At 41.0% G+C, this 26,101-nt stretch carries 28 protein-coding genes, 1 tRNA gene and 1 rRNA gene; 16 read left to right on the top strand and 14 right to left on the bottom strand.

Translation table 11 applies throughout. The annotated features are described in order from the left end of the window. Positions 1-299 precede the first annotated feature (299 nt). Positions 300-376 (top strand) — tRNA-Arg (locus tag FTU37_RS04835). Positions 377-468: 92 nt separating this feature from the next. Here FTU37_RS04835 and FTU37_RS04830 read toward each other — a convergent pair. Beyond that, positions 469-1,773, bottom strand: a complete 1,305-nt coding sequence (locus tag FTU37_RS04830) for an SRPBCC family protein (RefSeq protein ID WP_180123904.1) — start codon at positions 1,771-1,773, stop codon at positions 469-471. 163 nt (positions 1,774-1,936) lie between these two features. Between FTU37_RS04830 and FTU37_RS04825 the strand changes: the two genes are divergently transcribed. Continuing rightward, positions 1,937-2,434 carry a YcxB family protein gene (locus tag FTU37_RS04825; RefSeq protein ID WP_180008423.1) on the top strand — a complete coding sequence of 166 codons (498 nt, stop codon included), beginning with the start codon at positions 1,937-1,939 and terminating at the stop codon, positions 2,432-2,434. Positions 2,435-2,442: 8 nt separating this feature from the next. Further along, positions 2,443-3,108 carry a fumarylacetoacetate hydrolase family protein gene (locus FTU37_RS04820; protein ID WP_373686280.1) on the top strand — a complete coding sequence of 222 codons (666 nt, stop codon included), beginning with the start codon at positions 2,443-2,445 and terminating at the stop codon, positions 3,106-3,108. Between the two features lie 54 nt (positions 3,109-3,162). Here FTU37_RS04820 and FTU37_RS04815 read toward each other — a convergent pair whose 3' ends face one another. Together FTU37_RS04815 and FTU37_RS04810 are read right to left on the bottom strand one after the other, a co-directional pair. After that, positions 3,163-3,936, bottom strand: a complete 774-nt coding sequence (locus FTU37_RS04815) for a tetratricopeptide repeat protein (protein WP_180123902.1) — start codon at positions 3,934-3,936, stop codon at positions 3,163-3,165. Positions 3,937-4,032: 96 nt separating this feature from the next. After that, positions 4,033-4,848, bottom strand: a complete 816-nt coding sequence (locus tag FTU37_RS04810; RefSeq protein ID WP_180123901.1) for a helix-turn-helix domain-containing protein — start codon at positions 4,846-4,848, stop codon at positions 4,033-4,035. A gap of 103 nt (positions 4,849-4,951) precedes the next feature. On the opposite strand from FTU37_RS04810, the gene FTU37_RS04805 reads away from it, so the two are divergent. Continuing rightward, positions 4,952-5,881 carry a DMT family transporter gene (locus FTU37_RS04805; protein ID WP_373686275.1) on the top strand — a complete coding sequence of 310 codons (930 nt, stop codon included), beginning with the start codon at positions 4,952-4,954 and terminating at the stop codon, positions 5,879-5,881. 399 nt (positions 5,882-6,280) lie between these two features. Here the strand turns inward: FTU37_RS04805 and FTU37_RS04800 are convergent, their stop codons facing one another. After that, positions 6,281-7,528 carry a YihY family inner membrane protein gene (locus tag FTU37_RS04800; protein ID WP_180123900.1) on the bottom strand — a complete coding sequence of 416 codons (1,248 nt, stop codon included), beginning with the start codon at positions 7,526-7,528 and terminating at the stop codon, positions 6,281-6,283. Between the two features lie 112 nt (positions 7,529-7,640). Here FTU37_RS04800 and wrbA point away from each other — a divergent pair, with 112 nt between their 5' ends. Next, positions 7,641-8,234 (top strand): NAD(P)H:quinone oxidoreductase, encoded by a 594-nt coding sequence (gene wrbA / locus FTU37_RS04795; protein WP_180010538.1) that lies wholly within the window; start codon positions 7,641-7,643, stop codon positions 8,232-8,234. Between the two features lie 316 nt (positions 8,235-8,550). Then, a complete protein-coding gene (locus FTU37_RS16670) occupies positions 8,551-8,679 on the top strand; it encodes a hypothetical protein (RefSeq protein WP_257225226.1) in 129 nt (42 codons plus the stop codon). 165 nt (positions 8,680-8,844) lie between these two features. Here the strand turns inward: FTU37_RS16670 and FTU37_RS04790 are convergent, their stop codons facing one another. The 4 genes from FTU37_RS04790 to FTU37_RS04775 form a co-directional block, all read right to left on the bottom strand. Beyond that, the gene (locus tag FTU37_RS04790; RefSeq protein ID WP_180049320.1) at positions 8,845-9,243 is read right to left on the bottom strand and encodes a hypothetical protein; all 399 of its coding nucleotides are present in this window, start codon (positions 9,241-9,243) and stop codon (positions 8,845-8,847) included. Between the two features lie 267 nt (positions 9,244-9,510). Further along, positions 9,511-10,086, bottom strand: a complete 576-nt coding sequence (locus FTU37_RS04785; RefSeq protein ID WP_078189246.1) for a xanthine phosphoribosyltransferase — start codon at positions 10,084-10,086, stop codon at positions 9,511-9,513. A 90-nt stretch (positions 10,087-10,176) separates the two neighbouring features. Beyond that, the gene (locus tag FTU37_RS04780; protein ID WP_078192434.1) at positions 10,177-10,890 is read right to left on the bottom strand and encodes a DUF3108 domain-containing protein; all 714 of its coding nucleotides are present in this window, start codon (positions 10,888-10,890) and stop codon (positions 10,177-10,179) included. Between the two features lie 157 nt (positions 10,891-11,047). Beyond that, on the bottom strand, positions 11,048-11,731 hold the full coding sequence (locus tag FTU37_RS04775) for a hypothetical protein (RefSeq protein WP_180123899.1): 684 nt from the start codon (positions 11,729-11,731) through the stop codon (positions 11,048-11,050). Between the two features lie 258 nt (positions 11,732-11,989). Between FTU37_RS04775 and FTU37_RS04770 the strand changes: the two genes are divergently transcribed. Beyond that, positions 11,990-12,847: an energy transducer TonB gene (locus FTU37_RS04770; RefSeq protein WP_218954640.1), complete on the top strand. Its 858-nt coding sequence runs from the start codon at positions 11,990-11,992 to the stop codon at positions 12,845-12,847. Between the two features lie 3 nt (positions 12,848-12,850). On the opposite strand, the gene FTU37_RS04765 is transcribed toward FTU37_RS04770, so the two are convergent. The 4 genes from FTU37_RS04765 to miaB all read right to left on the bottom strand — a co-directional run bounded on the left by FTU37_RS04765 (position 12,851) and on the right by miaB (position 16,284). Then, the gene (locus tag FTU37_RS04765) at positions 12,851-13,141 is read right to left on the bottom strand and encodes an antibiotic biosynthesis monooxygenase (RefSeq protein ID WP_180123897.1); all 291 of its coding nucleotides are present in this window, start codon (positions 13,139-13,141) and stop codon (positions 12,851-12,853) included. A 63-nt stretch (positions 13,142-13,204) separates the two neighbouring features. After that, positions 13,205-13,687 (bottom strand): rRNA maturation RNase YbeY, encoded by a 483-nt coding sequence (gene ybeY, locus FTU37_RS04760; protein ID WP_180123896.1) that lies wholly within the window; start codon positions 13,685-13,687, stop codon positions 13,205-13,207. A 9-nt stretch (positions 13,688-13,696) separates the two neighbouring features. Further along, positions 13,697-14,788, bottom strand: a complete 1,092-nt coding sequence (locus FTU37_RS04755; protein WP_111885944.1) for a PhoH family protein — start codon at positions 14,786-14,788, stop codon at positions 13,697-13,699. A gap of 38 nt (positions 14,789-14,826) precedes the next feature. Further along, the gene (gene miaB, locus FTU37_RS04750; RefSeq protein ID WP_180123895.1) at positions 14,827-16,284 is read right to left on the bottom strand and encodes a tRNA (N6-isopentenyl adenosine(37)-C2)-methylthiotransferase MiaB; all 1,458 of its coding nucleotides are present in this window, start codon (positions 16,282-16,284) and stop codon (positions 14,827-14,829) included. A 307-nt stretch (positions 16,285-16,591) separates the two neighbouring features. On the opposite strand from miaB, the gene FTU37_RS04745 reads away from it, so the two are divergent. The 5 genes from FTU37_RS04745 to FTU37_RS04725 all read left to right on the top strand — a co-directional run bounded on the left by FTU37_RS04745 (position 16,592) and on the right by FTU37_RS04725 (position 21,242). Then, a complete protein-coding gene (locus FTU37_RS04745) occupies positions 16,592-18,568 on the top strand; it encodes a lytic transglycosylase domain-containing protein (RefSeq protein WP_180123894.1) in 1,977 nt (658 codons plus the stop codon). Between the two features lie 49 nt (positions 18,569-18,617). Then, positions 18,618-19,274 (top strand): ribonuclease I, encoded by a 657-nt coding sequence (locus FTU37_RS04740; RefSeq protein WP_180123893.1) that lies wholly within the window; start codon positions 18,618-18,620, stop codon positions 19,272-19,274. 170 nt (positions 19,275-19,444) lie between these two features. After that, positions 19,445-20,431, top strand: a complete 987-nt coding sequence (locus FTU37_RS04735; protein ID WP_078189236.1) for a malate dehydrogenase — start codon at positions 19,445-19,447, stop codon at positions 20,429-20,431. A 188-nt stretch (positions 20,432-20,619) separates the two neighbouring features. Then, positions 20,620-20,880: a DUF2789 family protein gene (locus FTU37_RS04730; RefSeq protein WP_078189235.1), complete on the top strand. Its 261-nt coding sequence runs from the start codon at positions 20,620-20,622 to the stop codon at positions 20,878-20,880. A gap of 104 nt (positions 20,881-20,984) precedes the next feature. Beyond that, entirely contained in the window at positions 20,985-21,242 is a 258-nt protein-coding gene (locus FTU37_RS04725) for a DUF2789 family protein (protein ID WP_078189234.1), read from the top strand. Between the two features lie 51 nt (positions 21,243-21,293). Here FTU37_RS04725 and FTU37_RS04720 read toward each other — a convergent pair whose 3' ends face one another. Both FTU37_RS04720 and FTU37_RS04715 read right to left on the bottom strand, forming a co-directional pair. Further along, positions 21,294-21,821, bottom strand: coding sequence for a hypothetical protein (locus FTU37_RS04720; RefSeq protein WP_180008394.1), 528 nt, complete (start codon positions 21,819-21,821; stop codon positions 21,294-21,296). Positions 21,822-21,892: 71 nt separating this feature from the next. Continuing rightward, positions 21,893-22,495 carry a 2OG-Fe(II) oxygenase gene (locus FTU37_RS04715; protein WP_180059188.1) on the bottom strand — a complete coding sequence of 201 codons (603 nt, stop codon included), beginning with the start codon at positions 22,493-22,495 and terminating at the stop codon, positions 21,893-21,895. 114 nt (positions 22,496-22,609) lie between these two features. Between FTU37_RS04715 and FTU37_RS04710 the strand changes: the two genes are divergently transcribed. The 4 genes from FTU37_RS04710 to FTU37_RS04695 all read left to right on the top strand — a co-directional run. Next, entirely contained in the window at positions 22,610-23,467 is an 858-nt protein-coding gene (locus FTU37_RS04710) for a 23S rRNA (adenine(2030)-N(6))-methyltransferase RlmJ (protein ID WP_078189232.1), read from the top strand. Between the two features lie 41 nt (positions 23,468-23,508). Then, positions 23,509-24,333, top strand: a complete 825-nt coding sequence (gene pssA / locus FTU37_RS04705) for a CDP-diacylglycerol--serine O-phosphatidyltransferase (protein ID WP_078189231.1) — start codon at positions 23,509-23,511, stop codon at positions 24,331-24,333. Between the two features lie 37 nt (positions 24,334-24,370). Then, positions 24,371-25,447, top strand: a complete 1,077-nt coding sequence (locus tag FTU37_RS04700; protein ID WP_180123892.1) for a DUF6670 family protein — start codon at positions 24,371-24,373, stop codon at positions 25,445-25,447. A 435-nt stretch (positions 25,448-25,882) separates the two neighbouring features. Further along, positions 25,883-26,101: ribosomal RNA gene (locus FTU37_RS04695) — 16S ribosomal RNA — on the top strand; the annotation flags it as partial.

Here is a 26,101-nt window from a genome sequence, read left to right as displayed (position 1 = left end):
TTTTCAGATGTTCATGGTGATGCAATTTTTTAAATCTAAGGCAAGGAAAAGTTGACTCATTTAAAGCCGTGATTCAATGATGGCGATATACTTGTTATCTATCTTGAGCATTTATAAGTGAGTACAGCTAACTTTAGATTCCAAACTTGTGATGCAAAAGCCCTTTAAAAAGTAAATTTGGCTGATTTTTAGCGTGTTTAAAGGGCAATTGTTTATTTGCTGTGCGTTTGGTTAAATTTATATGAAAAAGCTCTTAACAAAAAATAAAAATCACGTATAATGAGCCTCATCAAGACGTCGCGCTCATAGCTCAGCTGGATAGAGCACTTGGCTACGAACTAAGGGGTCGGGAGTTCGAATCTCTCTGAGCGCACCAACTTGATCAAGATTGAAAAACCGCACATGTTGCGGTTTTTTTGTGTCTGAAATATAGCTAAAAACAATAAATTCAGTTCATCAATCAAGGTTCTAACTTAGCTTTTGTTTAACTTTGAGTGCAAAGACCGTATTTCCGCCTAAAGCCGGTAACATGTCGTGATACGGCATACTGCGCATAGCACGAAGTAAAAACGGTGCTTTGTCATCAATCTTCACCGCACTGGTCAATTGTAATAACGACCCTTGTTGTAAGGGGCGAATATGCATTGCACCTCGGACAAACTTTAAGTCCCCACCTGTTGCGGTATATTGATTTTGCAGTAAGTCGGGATAGTTAAAACGCATCTTAAAATCAAAGGGAATATTGATCACACCTAAACCCACCGAAATTTTATAGTCGGCATCCATGAGGTGCGGATTAATTTTCTGCACTTGCATATGTTTGACTTGTCTTGGAAATAAGTGCTTGAACGAAGACACATTAATCCAGCGCTGTAAGCTCGAAGGCTCTTGTGCATAATATTGAAAACTGGTGCTAAAGCGCATCAATTCATAATTTTGCCCAAAGGGAACGCGCTGCGCTGTCAAAATAAAGGACACAGGTTCTTTCGAGCTTTGACTTAATTGGGTGATTTTGTCGAGTTGAGAGGCATTCAATTTGAGTTCAGGCAATTGATTTGCAGCGAGAGTTTCACTACTAAAGGCTTTAAATCGGCGCTGTAATGATTCGAGTAAAAAACCATTGGTTCCCGCAGGAATCCCTAATTTGGCATCGGGTAAGGCATTTAATATTTTGCTAAACAAAAAACCTTTGGGCTGATTTAAATCGCCCCATTGGGTCACACTAATCAAGGTGTGTTGTGCATCAATCTCAAACCATTCAATTTTCCCTGCACCAAAGGGCACTGGTGCTTCTAGAACCAAACTATTAATGCTGTTGTGCTGAATTTGGTGCTGCATCACCACAGTTTCTTTAAAGTTTAAAACCGGAATCGGCGTCGGGATATGGATGCGATATTCAACTTGGCTGGTTGAACCTTGCTGTTGCAAAACCTCAGCAGATTTTAGCGTGGGAAATAAGCCGGCGTAGTTTGGATAATTACTGAGTAATCTGGCGACATTTTTACTGTTGGTTGGGACAACCACCGCGGCACTTTGAAATTTACCAACGACTTTTTGTCCTGCTTTCATCGTGGGTAGACTAATTTGCTGTGAAGGATGTGCAAAAATCACGATGTGATCACCGGCAAGATTTGCCAAGGCTTTGGCATTGCCATTAAATAAGTCCAAACTACTAGGGATCTGGGGTTGCCATTGAACGAATTTGGCCCAACTGGTCGATACACTCAGTCCACTCAGAAACACCAGCACCATGATTATTTTTGTTATCTGCATGTCACATCCTGCGTATGCAATCTTTTATTTGTTGCTGTTTTTAACGTATTTCTAGAGGGAAAGGAAGTAGTGATGTGTTACAACCGACCATTAAAAAGCATGAAGCAAGTTTGAATTGTGGTGTAGTATTTAGCGCAATTCATTTTTAAATATTCATACGCTTATGTCTGAAAATCTACCTGCATTATCGCTGCGCTATTTTTTAAATCTAGAAGAATCACAGGATGGTTTTGCACTAGCTACTTTTGGCAAAAAGCAATTTACGCGTTTTTTAACGCCAGCCATTAGCCTTGGGATTATCATCTGGGGTTTTTACTTAGGTGTAAATGGTGTCGGTGCCTACTATGTTGGGCTGGGTGCTTTCTTTTTACTTCTTCAAGGCATCATGCGTTATTGGTTTTTACCGATGATGTTTAAACGCCAGTTTGTAAAATACCAATTAGGAAAAAGTGAACAAGGTATTGATTTGTTTCAAGACTATGCAGAAATTCATGCCAATGGTCGTAAGAATATCTTCCATTATGCTGAAGTGGCCAATTTTGCTGAAGGCAAATTGACCTATATGCTTGAGCTGAAAAATAAAACCGTGATTATTGTGCCGAAAAGTGCATTTAAAGATACTGCGGACCAAGCGATTTTTAGCAATACTTTTCAGCACTAAGACAATCTATTCATAACAAAAGAGGGAGTAGTATGCAGTCACGTCCATCTAAAATTGTTTGCGTCGGTCGTAGTTATGCAGATCATGCCAAAGAATTAGGCAATGCAATTCCTGACCGTCCTGTGCTTTTTATGAAGCCGCCAAGTGCATTAACCGCATTAGAGCAAGGCATCACATGGAATCCTGCATGGGGCAGTTGTCACTATGAATGCGAATTAAGTTTACGTATTGATCGACCTTTATCGGCTGAAACTGATCCACGCAAAGCCTTAGAAGCAGTCGGAGCTGTGACTTTGGGGCTAGACCTGACCTTGCGTGATCTACAAGATGACTTAAAGAAAAAAGGTCAGCCGTGGGAACGTGCCAAAGCTTATGATGGTTCTTGCATCCTTGCAGATTGGGTCGATGTCCAAGAGGTGGTTCAAGATTGGAAAGATGTGCATTACACCTTGCATGTCAATGATGAACTGCGTCAGAACGGTGATACTGCATTGCTGATTTTTGATGTGGGTACATTACTGGCCGATATTAGCCAAGTGTTTAGTCTTGAAGCGGGTGATGTGGTCATGACAGGTACGCCTGCAGGTGTCGCGGCACTACAGTCAGGTGAGCAGTTGAAAATGACCCTAAAAGGAAAAAATCTGGATTATATCTGGACAACCTTTGTCAAATAATCTGTGGGCTAAATATAAATAAAAGGCTGCTTAATGCAGCCTTTTTTGATTGATCTATTCGGTACTGCTTGATGGCGGTGGCTCATTCGGTTGTAAAGGACCAGTATCTTTCCATGCTTCATAGGTCTCGGCCATATGCTGTGAGTCGGTGTCTCCCAATGCACCTGCTTTGGCATACCATTGTTGCGCTTTTTCACCATCTCGAATATCATAATGATAATAATGTGCCATTTTCATCGCCGCGTCAGCATCTTGCCCTTGTTCTGCGGCATAGCTTAAATATTCAGCTGTTTTGTCGGGTGTAGACGAAGAATGTTCAGAAAAATAATGTTGATTTCCCAAGACTTTGATCGCTTCGACATTCTTTTGTTTGGCAGCTTTTTCATACCAAATTTGCGCTTGGTGCTTATCTTGAATTAAGCCTTTTCCCGTGTCGTACATCCAACCAACGGTATATTCAGCAGCAGGATCATGAGTCTTTTTTGCAAGGTCTAGCACCCAGTGTGCAAGGAAAATATTGCCATCTTGCTGCATCTTTCGAATCACTTGATCTGCATGCGGGTTTCCTTGGTAGGCTTGAGTCATCAACCATGCGAATGCGTCCGTAGTGCCTTGATCCGCAGCAGCTTTGTACCAATGTACACTTTGTTCGATATTTTGTTCTGTGCCCGTTCCACTGAGGTATAAATCACCCACTTTCATTTGTGCGGTCACATCGCCCGTTTGAGCGGTTTTGAGTGCAGATTTAAATTCACGCTGTTCTTTGGAACTACAAGCCATTAAAAATAAGGCAGATAAACACAGCGCTAAAATGGTTTTTTTATTCATTTGAAATGGAATTATTATCATTTTTCCTAGATTTTTTGATCTTAACGGATTGTTGAATCACTTTATAGAGATACTTATAGCTAAATTTAAACACATTTAGGGCTTTAAGGCAGATTTTCTAAACTGATCTGGGGTGCAAAGCATCCATTTTTTAAACATATTTATAAACGCTGAGGCATTGGCATAGCCAAGTTCTAAGGCAATATTTTCGATGGTTTGGCCTGCGTTGAGCATGGACATGGCTTTCATGACTTTGAGACGTTGTCGCCATTCATGCAGGGACATCCCAAGTTCTTTTTGACAATAACGCGCCAGAGTACGTTCCGTCATATTTATCCGCTTTGCCAATTGCTCAAGCGCGCTCTGATCTGCAGGATATTGATGTAAATAATCAAGCAGCTGTTTGAGGGCAGGGTGATCCGAATGCGGTAAATAACTACTGACCAGTTTGGCTTGATGCAGTTGATCTAAGATCACATGGAGTAAGCGTTGATATTCGGCCGTATTTTCCATGAGGTCGGCTTGTTGGTGCAACAGACGCAAATGGCTGAAGATCGAGGTGACTAAGGGCGAGCTGAGTAAAATCCCTGGTTGTTTCGGTAAGTGGGTGCATAGAGATTCATGTACATATAAGGTTCCATGTGAAACCGCAGTACGATTTAAACCACTGTGTTCTAAATGTGGAGGAAGCCAAATGCCATAAGGTGGTGGGGTAATATAGTCAATTTGATTGATATTCACTTCCATCACGCCATTAAAGGCATAGACAAACTCGCCCCAAGCATGCCCATGAACGGGATAAACAGATAATGCAGGATCGTCACGAAAACTGATCCAGAGCGCTGCTTGAATTTCATCGTTGGTGGGAAGTTGTTGGAACTGCGTATGATCTGCACGAGCTTTATGACGCATGAGAAATTTTGCCTGAATAAGAAGATCACTTGTCTATTTTGAAGTATATATTTTATTTCTGACAGTTCTATAGTGTTGCTTGTCGTATTGTTGAGTAAATAGTGTGGAACAGCGTAAGGCGCTAGATGCAAAAGCTTCTGGTCTGATGATTATTTTGTGCATGATTTTAGGGATTCAACAGGTCATTTTGAAATTGGCCGCGGTTGATATTGCGCCGATCATGCAAATTGCCATTCGATCGGGTTTGGCTGCGCTGTTGGTCTTTCCACTGATTCGTCTCAAGCCGGGAACACATTTATATACACGCGAATACTTGCTACCGGGTATCTGGTTGGCGTTTTTATTTTCAGCTGAATTTATTTTAGTGGCAGAATCCCTGCGCTATACCTCTGCATCACATACTGTTGTCTTGCTCTATACCGCACCGATATTCGTGGCATTAGGTTTACATTGGAAGTTGCCTGAAGAAAAGCTTACAGCGATCCAGTGGGTCGGTATTTTTATTGCCTTTTCAGGTATTGTCCTGTCGTTCATGGGACGTGAAAGTAGCACTACAGTCAACACTCAAGCCCTGTTGGGTGATGCGATGGCATTACTTGCAGGGGTGATGTGGGCCTTGACCACCATTTCATTAAGACTCACCAAACTCTCTGATGCACCTCCAACTCAGACGCTGTTTTATCAGTTAGTCGGTGGTTGCGTGTTTTTATTACCCGTAGCATGGCTGACAGGACAAATGACTGTACATTGGACGGTGCTGTCCATCAGCAGCATGATTTTTCATGTGCTCATTATTTCATTTTTCAGCCTGATGTTGTGGTTTTGGCTGTTAAGTAAATATCTGGCCAATGGTCTGGGCGTTTTTTCATTCCTTACTCCAATCTTTGGTCTAGTCTTTGGCGTATTGATCTTAAACGAAACGATTGAATTGAACTTTATCTTGGGGACGGCCTTAGTAATGGTCGGGGTGATGACGGTAACTTTGCATCAGTGGTTGGCTAAACTGATGGGGCGTCAGCGTACTGCTATCTAACGCCGTGTATAAATAACTGATGTTACGCAGTAACATTAGAAGCGCAATTTGCTTCAAATAAAAGAACGATACGCGGCAACGTCATCCGCAAGTATTTGAGACAGGATTACATCTATTCAAAAATGTTTTTTGCGATACTTTGAATGCGTAGACGCTAGTGAACGAGTTTTGTCGGTGAGGTGCATTGCACCGCAAGATGGTTTCCTTGCGAAGCTTCGCTTCTCATTTTGCCAAAACAAAAGTACCTCCAGCCGAAGGCTAATCCCTTTATTCAATTCCTAGATGTAAGACTCCGTCGAATAGACTTAAAAAGCATTTTAAAAATGCGAAATTACTTTTACGTGAGTAACATCAGTAAATAAAAAAGGAGAGCTACGGCTCTCCTTTTTTTATTTACGCTTATTTTTCTTCAAAAATAGTCGCAAGTGGAATCGAGAGTTTGGCCGCGAGATAATCATCCGATTCGACCAGTTGCGGCCCAATTTTTTCCATCCAAACATCATCTGGATCGACGCGACCTAAATCTTGCCGTTTAGGGAGCGGATAGGGCAGCTTACTGTAAAAACTCCAAAAGTCCACTTGGGTTAAATTACGAACTAAAACATAATGATCATCATCTGTACGTTTAATCAGGTGTTGCTCTTCAAACAATAAAATATAGCTTGGCAGGCGGCCGATTTCATCACGCCCTAAAACCTCAAGCGCTTCTTTTTCTGTCACGCTCTGACCGAGTTTTTGCTTTATATAAAATAATTCAAGCAAATCCATCAACATAATAACAGGATGACGTTTTTGGTCGTTGCCCGAATTGAAAGCTGTCAGTGCATAACTAATTTCTACCCCTATCAGCACGATATTCCATGAAAGGAATATCCAAAGCAGGAAAATTGGCACTGCAGCAAAAGCACCGTAAACGATTTGATAACTGGTGAAATTTGACATGACAAAACCAAAGAGGTTTTTGAGTAATTCAAATACCACGGCACTAAAGACACCTGCGATTAGCGCTGCCTTGATTGGCACACTACGGTTGGGAATCGTCCAATACAGAATGAAAAAACCTAAAATGGTCAATGAAAAAGACAAGATCCACAGTAGAAAAGCTCCATCCAGTTCATAGCCGGCAAAATTATTGCTGAGGACATTCATAGAGGCCAAGGTAGATGACACAACAAATGCGCTACCCAGTAAGATTGGGCCTAATGAGATAATAGTCCAATAGCGCATAAAGCCAATAATGCCGCCACGTGTCTCACGCACCCGCCAAATTCGGTTAAATACTGTCTCAATGCTGGTCAGCATCATAACTGTGGTAATGAATAAAAATAGTACACCAATAACAGTCAGGTTACTGGATTTATCGGTGAATGCATTCAGTGCTTTATCAAAAGCAATTGTCGTTTTCGGTAGGAAATTACTATAAATCAATTGTTGAAGCTGTTGACGAGCAGGTTCTAAAGCTTTAATTGAGGAGATGATGACCAAGAATACGGTCAACATGGGTACCACTGCAAACAAGGTGGTATAGGTTAATGATCCTGCTTGTTCACGGCAGCGATCGGCTTCAAAACGTCGAATGACAAATAAAACAAACTGAAACCATTTCTTGTCGTAAAAGGGAAGTTTTTTTAAAAATGCTTCGATCATTCGTTCAAGTCTCGAGTTATTTTAGTCATGTTTATGCAATTTTCATCACTTAGCTTAACCAAAAAATAGGAAAAATACCGTATAGTTTTCTTTTTTCATTGAATTTATAAAAATGACGCAAGCTTATGTACTGGTGTTGTATTACAGCAAATATGGTTCAACACGTGAGATGGCACATTTAATTGCCAATGGAATTGAAGCGTCTGGAATGGCAGTAAAAATACGAACCGTTCCAAATTTATCTACTGTGGTGACTGACGTGCAGCCCAGTATTCCTGCCGAAGGCGATATTTACTGTAGCTTAGATGACTTAGCGCATTGCTCAGGTTTAGCCCTTGGTTCGCCAACACGTTTTGGTAATATGGCGTCGGAAATGAAATATTTCTGGGATCAAACCACAGCGCTTTGGCTCAATGGCGCATTACATGGCAAACCTGCCTGTGTGTTTACCAGTTCAGGTTCAATGCATGGGGGACAGGAAAGTACTTTGCTGACCATGCTGCCGCCTTTGTTTCATCACGGAATGATGGTTATGGGTTTAAGTAATGCCCATCCGGCATTATCGAATACCAAAACGGGTGGTACACCTTATGGTGCAAGCCATGTCAGTGGTCCACGCCATGATCAGTCATTGAGTCAAGATGAGCGTAATTTGTGTGAAGAGCTGGGTAAACGCCTAGGCGAAGTCGTCAAAAAGTTGATTTGATACTTACTTGCTCTAGGAAGTTGCGCTAACTTTGTAGCGAACGGGCAAGAAAAGGCTTAAATATTGCACTTTTCTTGCTTTATTTACGTGTGACGTCTTTTTATTTATGACGTTGTATACCGCCCAAAATATAAAAATAAATCTGTCGAACTATTCCTGAAATATTAAAAATAAATGATATCAACAATATATTGAAAGTTTTTAAATACAGCCTGCTCAGTGATGGCCTTGAGTCGATTTTTGCTGTCTCTTTGGGCGCGTTATTTTTATTTTTTGATTACATGATTTGTATTTAAATTTCTTCTTTGGGGGGGGGATGTCTATTAATTTTCGAATGATTTTCCTGTGTTCCGCATTGGCTGCATCTTCCTTGTGTACGGCAATGCCAGTTTTATACAGTATGGATTTCCCGCAAGAGAAAAAGCCGAAGAAAAAGAATTTTTAGTGAAACAAGATCAAGTTAAAGTGGACTCAAAATCTTTAACTGATGTTTCAAAATAATTGATTCGCCATGGTTTTCGAATAGCATTTCAATAGACTAGAAATACATATTAGAAAAACAATAACCTATTAAAAAAGAGCGCTGATGCGCTCTTTTTTAATATCGAAATTAGTCTTGATCCGAAGTCTTTGCAGCGTCTTCAGGCTGTTGCTCAACTTCAAAGCGCTGTTTGCAATCTAAACATTGGTAGTCGAGAAAAATATTTTGATCGACGATCACGCCGGCTTTTTTACCAAAACGGTGTCCGAGAAAACCGCCTGTGATACCGACGCTAATTGCACCAACAAAAGTCCCGATGGTTCCGCCCATAATCACGCCAAGTGGGCCAGCAGTCACGCCACCAATCGCAGCACCAATAGATGCGCCAGATGCCGCACCACCGACAGTCCCTGCAGCAGTTCCTGCACCACTGAGTAAGACCCCACCAATTTTTTGTAAGTTTTGTTCATGGTTACGCTTTTCAATATGGGTTGATCCACATTTTGGACATTTAACTGTCGTTTCCATGTTTTGCTCTTCTGTATTCATAACTTTCCATAGCCTTAAAAAATAAATGGCCGAATTTATGGTGCAGCATAATGTAATTTGACAGATGAGTAGTTGACCCATTCGATCAAATGCAACGATTTTCCTGAATTTTATCGATTTTTGCACACAAATGTTTTGTCTGCTTGTAACTAAGGCGTTAAAAAGTGCGCTTTATGTCACCTTAATGGCAAATTTTTAGCAAAAAAAAGAACACCTGATGTGTTCTTTTTTCTTTTGAACGCAAACTTAGTCACGAACAAATTCAACTGTACCATTCGCCAGTGATTTCACACGTGCCAATGATTCAACGCGATAGCCTTTTTCAAGCAAAATATCACGACCAGGTTGGAATGATTTTTCAATCACGATACCGATACCCAATACTTCAGCACTTGCTTGATGAATAAGATCTGCAAGACCTAAAGCCGCTTGACCATTGGCCAAAAAGTCATCAATCACTAAAACTTTATCTTCAGCATTGATGTGCTTTTTAGAAATCGCGATCGTGCTTTCAGTTTGTTTGGTGAAAGAAAACACTTTTGAGCGATACAAATCATCTTTTAAGGTTAAAGATTGATATTTACGTGCAAAAATCACAGGAACACCAAGTTCAAGACCAGCCATTACTGCAGGTGCAATACCTGATGCTTCAATCGTAATGATTTTTGTGATGCCAGCATCTTTAAAAAGACGGGCAAATTCTTGACCAATTTGCTGCATCATCACAGGGTCAATTTGGTGGTTCAGGAAAGAATCGACTTTCAGAACTTCTTCAGAGAGAACGATACCTTCAGCTAAGATTTTCTGTTCCAGAGCGTGCACGGGAGAATCCTCGAGGGGCAGGTGCTTTTTAAAGCAAAAGCGTATTTTAAAAAGCACCGTGAAAAATGCAAGCGAAATTGATCAAATCAATTAATTTGTTGCACCTTTATAGCCCGTTAACAATAAACCGTAAGAGGTTTTATTGTCTTGGTGGGAAACTTTGACAGGTAGATAATCTAGTTTTGGCGCTAACCAGAAAGTCGTTTGACGGCCTGGTTTGTCATGACGCATCACGACTTTCACGGTGTCAAAAGTTCCATAAGTGGTTTTCACTTTTTCAGTGCCTTGTTTCACGAACTTACGAGCTTCAACCTCTTTGGCATCGGCAATGTAGTAATTCGATTTCAAACCACCATTTTTTAAATCTTCACGAATTTGCAATTCAGCATTGAGTTCATCTAACACACCTGATTTCCACGCAAATGAACGCGCTTTATCATCTTTTTTGGTATTAATGGTTTTTGCGCCAGCATTAAAATTAATATTCATGGTGTTGTTGTGCACCAAAATTTTGCTGCTGCGGCTAAAGCTGTTCGAGTGAATTTGGCTGCCATTTAAACTAAAACGACTGGTTTCAGTTGCGGATGCCATCGCACCAGCTTTTGCTGCGAAAACATAAGTCCAGTTATTCCCAGATTGTTTTAGGGTACGTGTTGCAGAACCCAAGTTTTTGCCGTTGTAGTTAAATTGGTAGTTGGCTTGGAATGGACTCATGGCAAATGACTGACTTGAGAAACCAGTCAAAAGCAGTGTAGTCGATACCCCAGCAACAAGACCTAAATTTTTCAAAACTGAATGTGCCATAAGTATGGTTTTCCTATTCAATAGAAGTGTGGTGGGCTAAACCACCTGATATATTTATTATGCGGCTGGATTGTGGAGAATCTCGTCGCAAATCCGTGCCTAATGTATATGTTGTGTAGCGTTTTATAGGCTCAAGATATCTAAGTACAGGATAAGTCTAGCTTTCCTTTTGCTTTATAGGCGTGACTTCATCGTCTTTTAAATTTGAATCATCCCAGTCTTCTATCCGTTCTTGCGACATCTTGGTGAACAATGCGGTTAAATTAACATTACCAATCACCACCAATTCGGCCTCACGTAAAACAGCATGGTTGACATGGACTTTGCCCAGTGTGTCGATAATCGATCGACTTTTACCGAGCCAGCGATTCAGGTCTAAATACAGTAAATCATCTTTAACTTTGATCACATTGAGCTTTTCCAAAATCATACCCAATGGATCTTGGTTGAGTACTTTTTGGTAGAACCATAAAGCCACACGAACACCGACTTTATAAAACACATTTGGATATTTGGCTTCAATGACTTGAGTATCACTGATTTGTTCAAACACGATCAATTGGGTATTTTTATTCAGCTCCATTTGCACCAATTTAAGGTCCACGGAAAGTGTAATAAGGAGTCCATTATAATCGAGTGTGGCATACAGTCTGAGCCAGTCGTCATGAAGGTCAGCATGCAAGTCTTTGAGCATTTTCACATTATCGGTCACAAAGCGCTGAAACGTCGCATTTAAAAACACTTGAGACATTGGGAATTCACGCTCATCTTCAATAAATCCTTCAGCTTTTTGGTACACTTGACGTATACGTTTAGCGATATTGGAAACTAGCGTTTGCATAAGAAGTGCATCCTGACAAATTATGTTTTTTGACGATGTGTATCTTGTCGATTTCTATAAAAACACAAGGTTTTGATCTTGCAGTTTAGCAAAATAAATTGCACCATTTTCATGATTTTAATTGTGCATTATCGATGTGTTGATGGATTTCTCGTTTTCATCAAAAAATGAATACGAGTTTTATTTTATACTGTTTTAAGCAGTTTGGGGAATGCGGCAAATTGTCGGTTTAATGAGATGCTGAAAAAAATAACGTTCATGCCCTTGATGAAAGAGTGGTGGAAAGATCCCATATTTGCAACTGCGTTGGCGTTTGCTGCGGTGTTGCATTTGGCATTTTTAACCATGCAATTTACCATTCCCCAAGAGGCTGACTATAACACCAAAGAAATTGCAGTTTCTTTACGTCCTACGACGGAAAAAATTGAACATGCGGACTTTTTAGCGCAAGCCGATCAGCAGGGCTCGGGGACATTCCGTGAGTCACATCGGATGTCGAGTGACATGCCTGCACCGATGATCGAACAAAAAGCCGGTGAGCAAAAAAGTGAAGCTTTAGAGCAACTGCAACAAAAAAAAGAGCTCAGTTTTGAAGATAAAGTGTTGATGACAACTTTGAGTTGGCAAAAACAAGCGGAAGAAAACAGTCGCAAAAAAGCTGTTGAGGAGTTGAATAGTCAGTTTCAGGCCAAGGCTGCGATGGTGGCGAGTATCGAAGCTCAATATTTACAACGTCAGCAAAACTTTAGCCGTCAGCAAAAAATTAAAACCATAGATGGTATTCAAGCCAAGCAAGATGTTTCTGCGGCCTATATGGAAAAGTTTCGTGAAAAAGTCGAGTTTTACGGTAACCGTTACTATCCTGAAGCGGCAAAACAGCAGCAGCTACGAGGTGAAGTACGCTTAATGGTTATTTTGAACAGTAATGGCGGGATTCGTGCCATTCGTTTGATCGAAAGTTCAGGTTCAAGCTTATTGGACGAAGCAGCAAAAACCTCTGTGCGTAAGGCGGCACCTTTTGGTTTGTTTGATGCCAAAATGAAAGACATCTCAGAACTTCGTATTGTGCGGACTTGGCGCTTCGATCCTGCAGAAGCAGAGTTTGAGGTTCGTTAAAATTCAGTTGTGATAGCGTCGCAAAACTTCGCAGATTTCGACGCTAAAACTTGCATACCATTGGTTTTTCCCCAATTGCTGCGCCACCAGATGTTGTGCATCTTGCTGCCAAGCTCGAATGTCTTCTAAGGTATTCCAGTAGGAAAGGGCGATTTCATGCTCAGCCTCTGTTAGCGCTTCAAAATGTTGACAGTTAAAGTGTGTCAAGGCTTTGTCTCTAAGCTGCTGTGCAGTCGAAAAATACAGTTCATCAAGTGTATGAATGCGTGCTTTAAAAATCACGACATATTGCATATCTTTCCTTCCTTGGTTTTTATGACGATAAAAAAAGCGAGCCGTAGCTCGCTTTTTGGGTTCTTAATCTCTTTCCAGATAAGGGTTATCAAACCCCAATTTGGCTAAAATCTCGATCTCCAAAGCTTCCATTTCTTCAGCATCTTCATTAGAGGTTTCATGGTCATAGCCCATGAGGTGCAACGTACCGTGTACCAGCATATGCGTAAAGTGGGTCAGGGGTGCTTTGCTTTGTTCTTGTGCTTCACGAAGAACCACAGGAATACAAATCACCAAGTCGCCAATCGGAAATGAGTCTAAAACTGCTGCCATTTCATCGGGGAGGTCGCTTGGAAAAGACAACACATTGGTCGGTTTGTCTTTACCACGATATTCCAAGTTCAATTTGTGGCTTTCGTCATTGTCCACACATGCAATACCGATCTCACAATCACTTTGTGTATCGATATGACGTAAAGCCGTTTCCACGACTTTTTTGATATGCGCACGTTTCACCACCAATTCAGGTGACTGAAAATTTTGCTGCAAGGAGAGATTAAGTTTCAAAATGAATCCTTAAATGTTTTCGTCTTGATGCTGCCCATCAGCTTTAGCATCATTGTCCGCCACCAAGGCTTCCTGACGTGCTTTACGTTCTGCACGTTGTTCAGCCGTGAGGCGATGTTGTTCGCTGTCCCATCCCTCATAGGCTTCAACAATTTTTTGAACCAATTGATGACGTACCACGTCACGAGAGTGAAAGCGAGTAATATGAATTTCTTTGATTTTTTCAATCACGCGTAAGGCATGTGCCAAACCAGATTGTTGACCACGAGGTAAATCGACCTGTGTAATGTCACCCGTGATTACCGCACGAGAACCAAAACCCAAACGGGTGAGGAACATTTTCATCTGTTCAGGTGTAGTGTTCTGTGCTTCATCTAAAATCACAAAAGAATGATTTAAGGTACGACCACGCATGTAGGCCAGTGGTGCAACTTCAATCACTTGACGTTCAATTAGTTTAGCGACTTTTTCAAAACCGAGCATTTCATACAAAGCGTCGTATAGCGGACGTAAGTAAGGGTCAATTTTTTGGCTCAAATCACCGGGTAAAAAACCCAATTTTTCACCGGCTTCAACCGCAGGGCGAACCAATAAAATGCGTTGAATTTCGTTACGTTCTAGCATATCTACAGCAGCGGCGACCGCGAGATAAGTTTTACCTGTACCCGCTGGGCCGATACCAAATGAAATATCGCTTTGTAAAATACGCTGTACATAGCGTTTTTGATTGGCACCACGTGGATTGATCCGACCTTTACGGGTTTGTAGATAAACATTGTCTAAACCGGTATGCTCATTTTCAGAAAAATCTTCCTGAATTTCGCGGTCAGTCTGACTGCCTTGAATCATCATGTGTAAAATGTCCGCACTAATCTGTGGATTGGTTTCGGACTCCTCATAAAGACGGTGAAGGAGACTTTCGGCTCTCTCTACCGCATCGATTTCCCCATCGACAAAAAAAGCATCTGCACGATGAGAAATTTTGACATCTAAACGTTGTTCAATTTGTTTGAGATGACCGTTATAGGCACCGAGCATGCTTTGTAAACGGTCAAGTGGAATACCAGCAAAAGTTACAGTACGTCGAATCGCTGCAGTCAAGAGAATTCCTTTAAATTGGTCTGACGATTAAGCTTACATTACGCCACGTCAGGCTCAAGATTCAAGAGTTCACCGTAAACAAACTTCAAAGTTTTAATATCGGTCACTTCAATCTCTGCAAAACGCCCAACCCATGCAGGATCACCGATAAAGCTAACCAAACGTGTATTGTCTGCAGTACCAATCAGCAAGTTCGGATCTTTGTCTGAAACAGACTCAATCAAGACACGCTGAATGGTGCCCAGCATGGCATCAGTTTTATCGATACTGGATTGTTTAATCCATTGTTGAACTTTTGCAAGACGTTCTTTTTTCACATCTTCAGGGGTTGTGTCTTCAAGTTCTGAGGCAGGAGTACCCGGACGTTTTGAGTAGATGAAACTGTATGAATGATCGAAGTCCATATCTTGGATAAATTGATAAGTTTCTTCGAAGTTTTCGTCAGTCTCACCCGGGAAGCCAATAATAAAGTCACTAGATAAATGCATATCAGGGCGAACTTGACGTAATTTAGCAATTTTATCGATATATACATCAATCGTGTGGTTACGTTTCATGGCTTGTAGCACGTCATTCGAACCACTTTGAACTGGTAGATGCAAGTGAGAAACCATTTGCGGTAAGTCACGGTAGCATTGAATCAAGTCATCATTAAATTCAAGCGGGTGCGATGTGGTGTAACGAATACGACCAATCCCTGGAATCTCAGCAACTAAACGTAATAAGTCTGCAAAGGTGCAAATATTACCTTCGAAGGTTTCACCACGGTAACCATTAACGTTTTGACCTAAAAGACTGATTTCACGGACACCTTTTTCAGCCAAAGTTGCAATTTCAGCCAATACATCATCCAGTGGACGTGATACCTCTTCTCCACGTGTGTAAGGAACCACACAGAAAGAACAGTATTTTGAGCAGCCTTCCATAATCGAGACAAAGGCTTTAAAACCTTCTACACGCGGTTCCGGCAAAAAGTCGAATTTTTCAATGTCAGGGAATGAAATATCCACCAATTGAATTTTTTCTTTTTTCGGCTTAACCACTTGTTCAGTGTGTTGATCCAGCATTTGCGGTAAACGATGCAAAGTTTGTGGGCCAAAGACCATATCGACATAAGGCGCACGTTTTTGAATGTTGTCACCTTCTTGAGATGCCACACAACCACCGACACCAATCACAAGATCAGGATTCTTTTCTTTCAGTTTGCGCCAGCGGCCTAACTCAGAAAATACTTTTTCTTGTGCTTTTTCACGGATAGAGCAGGTATTCATCAGGAGAATATCCGCTTCTTTTGGATCGCTTGTCAGCACATAGCCGTGAGAATCACCTAAAAGGTCGCCCATACGTTGACTGTCATACTCATTCATCTGACACCCTTGCGTTTCGATGTACAGTTTTTTCACTGTTCCATCTTGAGCTGGGGTGTGCTGTGGCTGGGTAACAGTGTTATCTGGGGCAGCTTGGGCACTATTGGGGATGAAGGTTTGAACCGTCATGTAGGCTCCTAAAGGAATTTTATGAAAATCAATAACCATACGTGGCTGACAGACAATTCAATCAATTGAATTGTGCAGCTGCGGAGGTCAAAAAGGGGATTTTAAGAATGGGCAATATTTTAGCAGTAATTTACTAGAAACTTACAGCCTAAAATTACAACTCTGCCATATTGATTTATGAAGCAAAAATGTTTGAAAATTAATATTGGCTAATCATAAGGTTACATAACAGAACACAATGCAGAGTTTAGAATTATTAAACTAATTCCTAAACAAAGTTCGATGTGCTGTAACTGAGCAGAATGACATGAAAGAAGGCAAGTGGATGTTAAAACATAATTTTAAACAGAAAAATTACGCTAAATTACTTGCTTTGAGTGTCGGGCTCTCCGGAATTTCTGCGTTTGCCCAAGCCGCAGATGAGCAGTTTAACGATGCTTTACGTGCTGCGAATGCAGGCAATATTAGTTTATTACAACAATACCAATCATCCATGCAAAATGATGTTTTGGGCTATTATCCAGAATATTGGTTACTGAATAACAATTTGGCTTCACAACCTGCAAGTGCCATTATTAATTTTGCACAGCGCTATCCAAACTCGGCAATGGCAGAAAAATTAGCCGCAGATTATATTGAAGAAAAAGTCAAACAAGCTGATTTCGCTACAGCACAGCCTGTCTTGCAATATGTGACTAATGCTGACCGTGCTGAAACATGTGCCATGGCTCAAGTCCGCGCAAAGTCGGGCGACCCTCTGGTTTACGCAGAATTTAAAGATGTATGGTTGACCACAAACTCACAACCTGACTCGTGTACGGGCTTGGGCCGTATGATGCTGTCGAGTCCTTTAATGACTCAAGATGACCGCCATCAACGGATGTGGGGACAGTTAAGAGCGGGTCAGTCAGGACAAGCGATTGCGACTGCGCAAACCATTGGCGTGAATATTAATTTATCGCAACTCAACACCATTCAAGCCAATCCACTGAATTATTTATGGTCTGCACCCAAAGCGACGGCAGAAGATCATGCATATCTGATTTATGCGATGGGTCGCTTGGCCGATAGCGACTTAAATGGCGCGATTTCTTCGGTGAAACGTGCAGCAGAAGGCACACCAGCCGATGTACAAAAAGCCCTATACCGTAGTGTCGGGTATATCGGTGGTACAACGGTAATGAAAAATAATTTCAACCGTGAAGTTCTAAATTATCTTGATTTGAGTTATGGCTTGCCTTTTAGTGCAGAAGAAGCCGAGATTTATGCGCGACAAGCCATTCGTTTTGGCGCATGGGAAAGTGTCATTCGTGCAATTGATGCGATGAGCGTTTCGCAAAAGCAGGAAGACCGTTGGCAATATTGGTTAGCACGTGCCTCTGAACAACGTGGAGATGCCTCATCTAAACGTGCGGCTAAAGAAATTTATCGCAAGCTTGCCGTTGGCGATGATTACCATAATTTGTTAGCACGTGACAAAATTGGTCAGTCTTATAACAATATTCCGTCAAATGTGCAGCCTTCGTCACAAGATGCGCAGCGTCTCAGTCAGGATATTCACTTCCGTCGTGCCTTTGCATTGCGCAATATTAATGCATCTGACAGCTATATTAACCGTGAATGGAACTGGGCGGTGCGTCAAGCCTATTTAAAGCATGATGATGGCATGATTCTTGCCGCAGCTAAACGTGCAACCGATATGGGGTGGTATGATCGGGCGATTTATGCGGCAGATCGAACCACTAAACAGCACAATTATGCTTTACGTTATGCTATGCCGCATCAAAATTATGTGGTGAGTCATAGTCGTAATGCAGGGATTGACCCTGCATGGGCTTATGGCTTGATGCGTCAAGAAAGTCGGTTTGTCACTAGCGCACGTTCACATGTCGGTGCCGGTGGTTTAATGCAAATTATGCCAGACACCGCAAAATTGGTGGCTCGTCAGATGGGGGAGAGTTATAACCCCGCTGCATTAACGGATATGAATACCAATATCCGTTATGGCACTTTCTATTTATCGATGATTCAACGTCAATTGAGTAATAGTCCAGTATTAGCGACTGCAGGCTACAATGCGGGTCCAAATCGTGCTCGACGCTGGCAGCCTGAATATCAAGCAATTGCAGCGGACCAATATACAGAATCGATTCCATTAACGGAAACTCGAGACTATGTAAAACATGTGATGACCAATGCAACCCATTACGGCCTTTTATTGGGTCAGGGGCCGCAATCGATTGAAAAACGAATGCAAATGATTCCATTACGGAATGCGCAATAAGCATTGAAGCAACGCGCCTGTTTTAAGGCGCAATATGGGTAAATAATGAATGCCGAACTTGAACATTAGACCTGTTTATCGAATACTGACATCACTGCTCATCGGCATTGGTGCAGGCTTTGGTGTGTCTGTGCTTTCGGCAGCACCCGTGGTTAATGGCTATGTGATGGATGTACAAATGGTGCCAGCTGTTTGCGCTTATGACCCATTAAAAAGTAAAAAACGTAAATGTCTGGAAGGGTATTCACTCAATATCACGGGTCTATATCCAGAAACTTCTACCCGTGATTGCACCACCAATAGTTCCGCTAAACTTTCTCCGCTGCAAGCCAAAGTGGTTGCACGGATTATGCCTGATGAAAATGCTCGCGTGGCGCTTTGGCATAATACCGGCGGCTGTGTGCCAATGAATGCCAGCCAGTATTTCAGAACCATTATTAATCATGCAGATAAGCTAAAAATTCCAGATGAATTGACCAGTCAAGAAACCCAATCCATTCAAGCCAATGTCTTGCGTAATAAAATGTTGCGTATGAACAGCGGATTGGTATCACAAAGTATTGAATTTAACTGTATGCAAACCCATGGTGGTAGCCTGCTGACTGAGATTAAAATTTGCTATAAAAACAATGGTCAGTACAAAAGTTGCCCTGCGACTATCGTCGGAAATTGTCCTGCAACTTTCATAATTAAAGGTTCTTTCTAAGCTTTTTTCGGCATTTTATTTATATTTCCTATCATACTTTTGTTGAAAAGCATTCTCTTTTACATGCAAGCGTCAAAAGATTGGAGTACAATCTTTGCCGTTTATGATTATTAAGATTAGATAGAACAGCTATTTAATCATTATGACCTTCCTCAATTGGAGATAATTACATGAAGCAAGCAGTTCGTGTTGCCGTTACTGGCGCAGCTGGTCAAATCGGTTATAGCTTATTATTCCGTATCGCAAGCGGTGAAATGTTGGGTAAAGACCAACCAGTTATCCTTCAATTATTAGAAATTCCAGTTGAGAAAGCTCAACAAGCGCTTAAAGGCGTAATGATGGAACTTGATGACTGCGCATTCCCTCTTTTAGAAGGTATGATCGGTACTGATGATCCTAAAGTTGCATTCAAAGATGCTGACTACGCTCTTCTTGTAGGTTCACGTCCACGTGGTCCTGGTATGGAACGTGCTGACCTTCTTAAAGTAAACGGTGAAATCTTCATCGGTCAAGGCCAAGCTCTTAACGAAGTTGCTAGCCGTGACGTTAAAGTTCTTGTTGTAGGTAACCCTGCAAACACTAACGCTTACATTGCAATGAAATCTGCTCCAGATCTTCCAGCGAAAAACTTCACAGCAATGTTACGTCTTGACCACAACCGTGCGTTAACTCAACTTGCTCAAAAAGCGGGTGTTGCAGTTTCTGACATCGAAAACATGACAGTTTGGGGTAACCACTCTCCAACAATGTATGCTGACTACCGTTTTGCAAATGTAAATGGCGAAAGCTTAAAAGACAAAATCAACGATGCTGCTTGGAACAAAGACGTATTCCTTCCAACTGTTGGTAAACGTGGTGCTGCGATCATCGAAGCGCGTGGTCTTTCTTCTGCTGCTTCTGCTGCAAACGCTGCAATCGACCATATGCGCGATTGGGCTCTTGGCACAAACGGCAAATGGGTAACTATGGGTATTCCTTCTGACGGTTCTTATGGTATCCCTGAAGGCGTAATGTTCGGTTTCCCTGTAACAACTGAAAACGGCGAATACAAAATCGTTCAAGGTCTTGAAATCGACGAATTCAGCCGTGAACGTATCAACTTCACTCTAAACGAGCTTGAAGAAGAACGTGCAGCAGTTGCTGACATGGTTAAATAATTTAATTTTATAAATTAAATTATAAAAAGGCACTCCATTTGGGGTGCTTTTTTTATGGCCTGCGAAAAATACCACGCTTAAGTTTTGAACAAAAAATAACACGTTGAGATGCTGTTGCAACTGACAAAGTCAAATAAACAGATAACTATAAAGATGGGAGAAATGTTATAGGCTTGAGGAGAACGGCAATGTTTGATCAACAACCAACGTTGGAACTATTTTTTGAACAATTGGGGTTAGATGCAAGTCCGGAAGGCATCGATCAATTTATCGAAACGCATCAAATCACCATGGATGTTCCATTGCATGAAGCGCCATTTTGGACGAAGTCACAGCGCGACTTCATTATCAGTCATTGGAAAAAAGATGATGACTGGGCCATGGTGGTCGATATTTTAAATGAACAATTGCATACAGAACATAAGCTTTCCGGATCATGCAAAATCTAAATACAATTTGAAACAACAAACCTAGTTTTAACGCTAGGTTTTTTTGCTTCATCATATAAGTTAATTAAATAATAAATGACAGATTAGTTGATAAGGAGGGCAAGATGCTCAATCAAAATAAACCATCCTTAGCGTTATTGTTTTCTCAATTGGGGTTAGCCAGCAGTCCAGCAGCGATCGAGTTATATGTGCGTACGCATCAGCTTGCTGCAAGTGAAAATTTACATGATGCGCCGTTTTGGAATAAAGCGCAGCGTGATTTTCTAATCAGTCATTTAGTACAAGATGATGATTGGGCTATTTGGATTGATGAGCTGAATCAACAGTTACATATGGATGCATATAAGCTGCAGCCGGCATAGATTTCATTTCTCCACAAATAAAAAAACACCTCTTCGGAGGTGTTTTTTTATTTAGTGCAGTTTGCTTTGGCGTAATTCTGCAAACCAGTCTTCTTGGCGATAAGGATTAAATGCAGGATGCTCAAGTAAAGTTGTGAGTTTGAATTCTTGAGATTTGCAGTATTTATTTAACCAGTGGCGGGTTAACGCAGGTTCCTGTTTTACCGCAGAGGCATAGGCCAAGTAGAAGTAGATGTCGCCATGCTCAGCTTTGGACATCGGTTTCATAATCTGCTGGGTAATCAGGGCATAGCGCTGCTCTTGGGTGATTTCAAAAAATACCATATAAGCTTTGGCTAAATGCACAGACAGATTGATGTATAGCTCTATCGGCATTTCTTCAAATTCAATCCGGCTTTGTTCAAGCAGAACAATGGCTTCTTGCAGAAAATATACTTGTTCTTGATGGTTCTTGCTTAAGCCAACCAATTGCAGTCGTAAGTCAGCACGCTCAAGGGCAAGTTCAGGGCTGTTGCCTTGTAGAAATAATTGATCAGTTTCGCCAATACGCTGAATGATTTGTTGACTGTTTTGACGCATCGGGTACATCCTCATCTATGAATGACTCATATATGAGGATAATTTAAGGGATTTAAAGGATGAATCTTGAATTACCACATCGTGTTGTCATTACGCAGCCAAGCCGTAATCGATAAACGTTGATGTTTGGCTTCGAGTACCTCGTGTAACAGGTCACTTTGGAATAAAGCAATGCGATTCGGTTTAGGTTCTAAAATATGCCAAACATCATTCTTATCTTGTAAGCGCAATTCACCGCCCCAGTCGGCTTGCCAATGTTCATGCAAATAATAAACCGCTGAAATGACACGTCCATTTTTACCTTGAGGATTATCTTTATGCAGGGCATAAAATTCACCTGCGTTATAACAGGCAAAATGTGCTTCGACTTCGTGAATGCCAGAAAAAAATGCGCGATTAAATTGTTCTGATAAATGTTCTAAGGCTTGAACGTGTTCTTGTGCGACATCTAATGTGTCGTTAATCCATAAAATATGATCACTTCTAATTTTACTGATGACCCCATTTTGTACGGCTGCATCCCTAAATTTATTTAAATTTGACATACATTCTTCAACAAGTGCATGTATATATTCAGCAGGATAAGCATCATCAATAATACTAAACCCGTGTTGATCTAAATCATCGAGGATTTGATCAACCGGCCAAGACTTTGGGAGAAAGGCTGTTTCCATATACGATCCATAAAGTTGTGGAAAAAAAGGTGACGTATTCTAGAGCAAGAATAGCATCGGAATGAAACTATTTTTCATGCTAAAATGTCCGTTGATATCAGGAATTAAAGAAACATGAATTACCGTCACCATTTCCATGCAGGCAACTTTGCCGACGTGATGAAGCACGTTTTGCTGCTTCAGTTATTAAGTCGACTGAATGCAAAAGATAAACCTTATCGCTATGTAGATACACATGGTGGTGCGGGTAAATATGATCTTTCGACCTCTGAAGCGCAGAAATCAGGTGAGTTTTTAAATGGTATTCATCGTTTAGTTAAGCTCGATGATTCTATTAAACGCAATGCACCTGAAGGTGTTCAACAATATTTAAAAGTTGTTGAAAAAATGCGTGAAAACTTTGGTAAGGGCGCCTATCCAGGTTCTCCATGGTTTGCACTTGAAGGCATGCGTGAAACTGATAAAGCCACGATTTTTGAAATGCAGCGTGATGTATTTCAGCAATTGCGCCACAATATTTTTGATAAACGTGCAGGCTTGCATGAGCGTGATGCTTACGAAGGTTTACTGGGTGTAATTCCACCAAAAGAAAAACGTGGTTTGGTGATGATTGACCCGCCTTACGAATTAGAACGTAAAGATTTTCCACAGCTTGTAGAATTGTTGGTGGCTGCTTATAAAAAATGGCCGACAGGTGTTTTTGCGGTATGGTATCCAATTAAAGACCGCGCGATGATTGAACGTTTTGAAAAGAAAATGTACAAAACTGGCATTCGTCGTCAGTTGGTTTGTGAAATTTGCGTATGGCCAGATGACACTCCAGTCGGTTTAAATGGTTGTGGTTTATTGGTGATTAATCCACCTTGGAAATTCTCTGAAGATGCGGACGAAGCATTACAATGGTTGTTCCCACATCTTCGTATGAATGAAAATGGTGGTCATGCAGCCGTACGTTGGTTAGTTGGCGAATAATTTTAAACTTGAAAAAGAAAGGTCACAGTTAGGATCGAACAATGACAAATACAAATAAACCTGAGCGGGAAATTTCTTCGAAGGATGAAAATGCATTTGATGGCATTACATTTGAAGTTGAAGAAGAGGAGCACACCCATGAAGGGCATAAAGTGAAACGTCGTGGGATCTATCTGTGGCCAAACTTGATTACAACCGCAGCGTTGTTATCCGGCTTTTATTCAATAATTGCCAGTATGAATGGTGAATTTCAACAAGCCATTTATGCTATTTTTCTTGCAGCATTATTTGATGGTTTGGATGGGCGTGTCGCACGTGCTATCGGCGCACAAAGTCCATTTGGTGAACAGTTTGACTCCTTATCAGACTTGCTAGCATTTGGTGTTGCACCTGCCATTTTAATGTATAGCTGGAGTCTAAATGACTTAGGCCGTATTGGCCTGGCAGCATGTTTTGTTTACACCGCATGTGCAGCCTTCCGTTTGGCACGTTTTAACGTACAAATTGGGGTCGTCGATAAACGTTACTTTATTGGTGTTGCAAGTCCACTCGCAGCCGTTATGATTATTTCATTGGTATGGGTAGGTATGGATATCCCTGCGGTCTTCGACTTACGCGAAACAGGTATTCAGATTTTTAATGCGGTAGTGATTATTGCAGTGGGTCTATTGATGATCTCAAATGTAAAATACTATTCATTTAAAACGGTGGATCGTCGCCGTGTTCCATTTGCGGTGTTACCAATCATAGTCTTTGTTTTAGCTGCTGTAACGTATAATATTCCAATGGGTATTTTAATTATTTCAGTAATTTATGCATTGTCTGGCTTTGTCACAACCTTAATGGCAAAAAAGGCAGAAGCATGAGTTAAAGCATGAAATAAAAAATGAAAAGGAGCTTGATATGCAGATATTTCAAGATTTCTTGGATCAATCAAGAAGACTGAATCAAGCTCCAGATTTACAACATAAAAAAATAAATTTACATGCGCCGAATACGCCATATCCTTCAGTCCATTATGGACTTTGTCTACCGAATCTTCCTGCGCCCTTACATTATCTTAACTTTATGAGTTGGCTCGGGCAGCCTCAGATTCCCGCTTTTCAAAATCCTGCGTCCATTCAACAAGACGAACTCAATACGGCCACAGTAATGACCAGTGTGAGTGGTCATATGGTTGGGCAATTACAATCATATTCCATCAAAGACGACTGTAGTCTGAGTGAGACCGTCTTTAAATTTAGAGACAAAGAACTGATTGGTTGGGATGGTGCGGTATTTCAAATCCATCGAGAAGATACTGAACTCAGTTTAGATTTGTCCGTGCAAACTACCGATATTTCTTCGTGTTTAATTAAATTAAGATTGGGTCTTGCTGAATATTGGTCAGTGATGTGCCAATGTGAAGGGCAAATCAAATTTCAGGGCCAGATGTATGATGTAAATCAGTTGGCGGTATTATCTTATGCACAAATACGCAAGTTTCCATATTTACCTTTAGCGTTTTATACCCATCAGGTAATCAACCTTAGCCGACAGCGTCAAATTATCTTTATGCAAACGCGAGATCGTTATAACAATATTTTGAGTTCGCGTTTATATCTAAGAGATTTAAATCAGCAGCAAGTGTTCATGGCAGACCAAGGTGTGTTCTTTAAAGTCATGCGCGTTTATCCCGTTGTTAAAACCCCCAATTTGCAAAAAATGTATTTGCCACGTGAATTTGAATGGATTTACCAAAATGACAAAATGAAAATACATGTACAAGCGCAGAGCCGTGGGGATTTTAAATTTGGACTCGGCGCAGGTTATGCAGGAAGCTTTAACTATCAAATCAAAATCAATGACGAAATTGAGTGTGGGGAAGGTGGATACTGTGAATATGTCGATTGTCGAGCTTTGAAATGGCAAGAAAAGAATGAAAAAGATAAATTAACGGACAAATATGGAAATATTGTCCCTTTTATGCTCAAAAAATAGTAAAAAACGCAATTTAGTAGAATAAATAAACAAACGTAATGGAAAATTAAAAATAAATGGAAAAGGGTGTTGCGTTGGATCGGAAATGCTGTAGAATGCACATCCATCGGCGGTGATGAAGATTAAAACTTCTGATAAAACAATGACTTGGTTGAATTGATTAAGTTGGGTTTTATTTGATAAGTTTAAAAATAATTTGAATTACCGGTTGACTCTTTAGAAATAAAGAGTAATATAGCCGACCTAGCTTGCTGGTGACGAACCAACAAGAAGATCATTAAGAGATTATGAAGAACAACTTGTGTGGATTTTTACTGGTTGATCAATCGAAAATATTTCATTGATTGATGGTAGAAATTACTCGAAGTTTATTTGAGAAATATTTGTCAGTAATTGATGAGCCAAGATTGGTACACTATATGTACTATTGATTTTAAACTGAAGAGTTTGATCATGGCTCAGATTGAACGCTGGCGGCAGGCTTAACACATGCAAGTCGAGCGGGGGAAGGTAGCTTGCTACTGGACCTAGCGGCGGACGGGTGAGTAATGCTTAGGAATCTGCCTATTAGTGGGGGACAACATTTCGAAAGGGATGCTAATACCGCATACGTCCTACGGGAGAAAGCAGGGGATCTTCGGACCTTGCGCTAAT

This window comes from Acinetobacter sp. YH12097 (assembly GCF_013419225.1).
Lineage (GTDB): Bacteria > Pseudomonadota > Gammaproteobacteria > Pseudomonadales > Moraxellaceae > Acinetobacter > Acinetobacter amyesii.
Note: the sequence above shows the minus strand (reverse complement) of the source record. Positions and strands in the feature narration are given on the sequence as shown.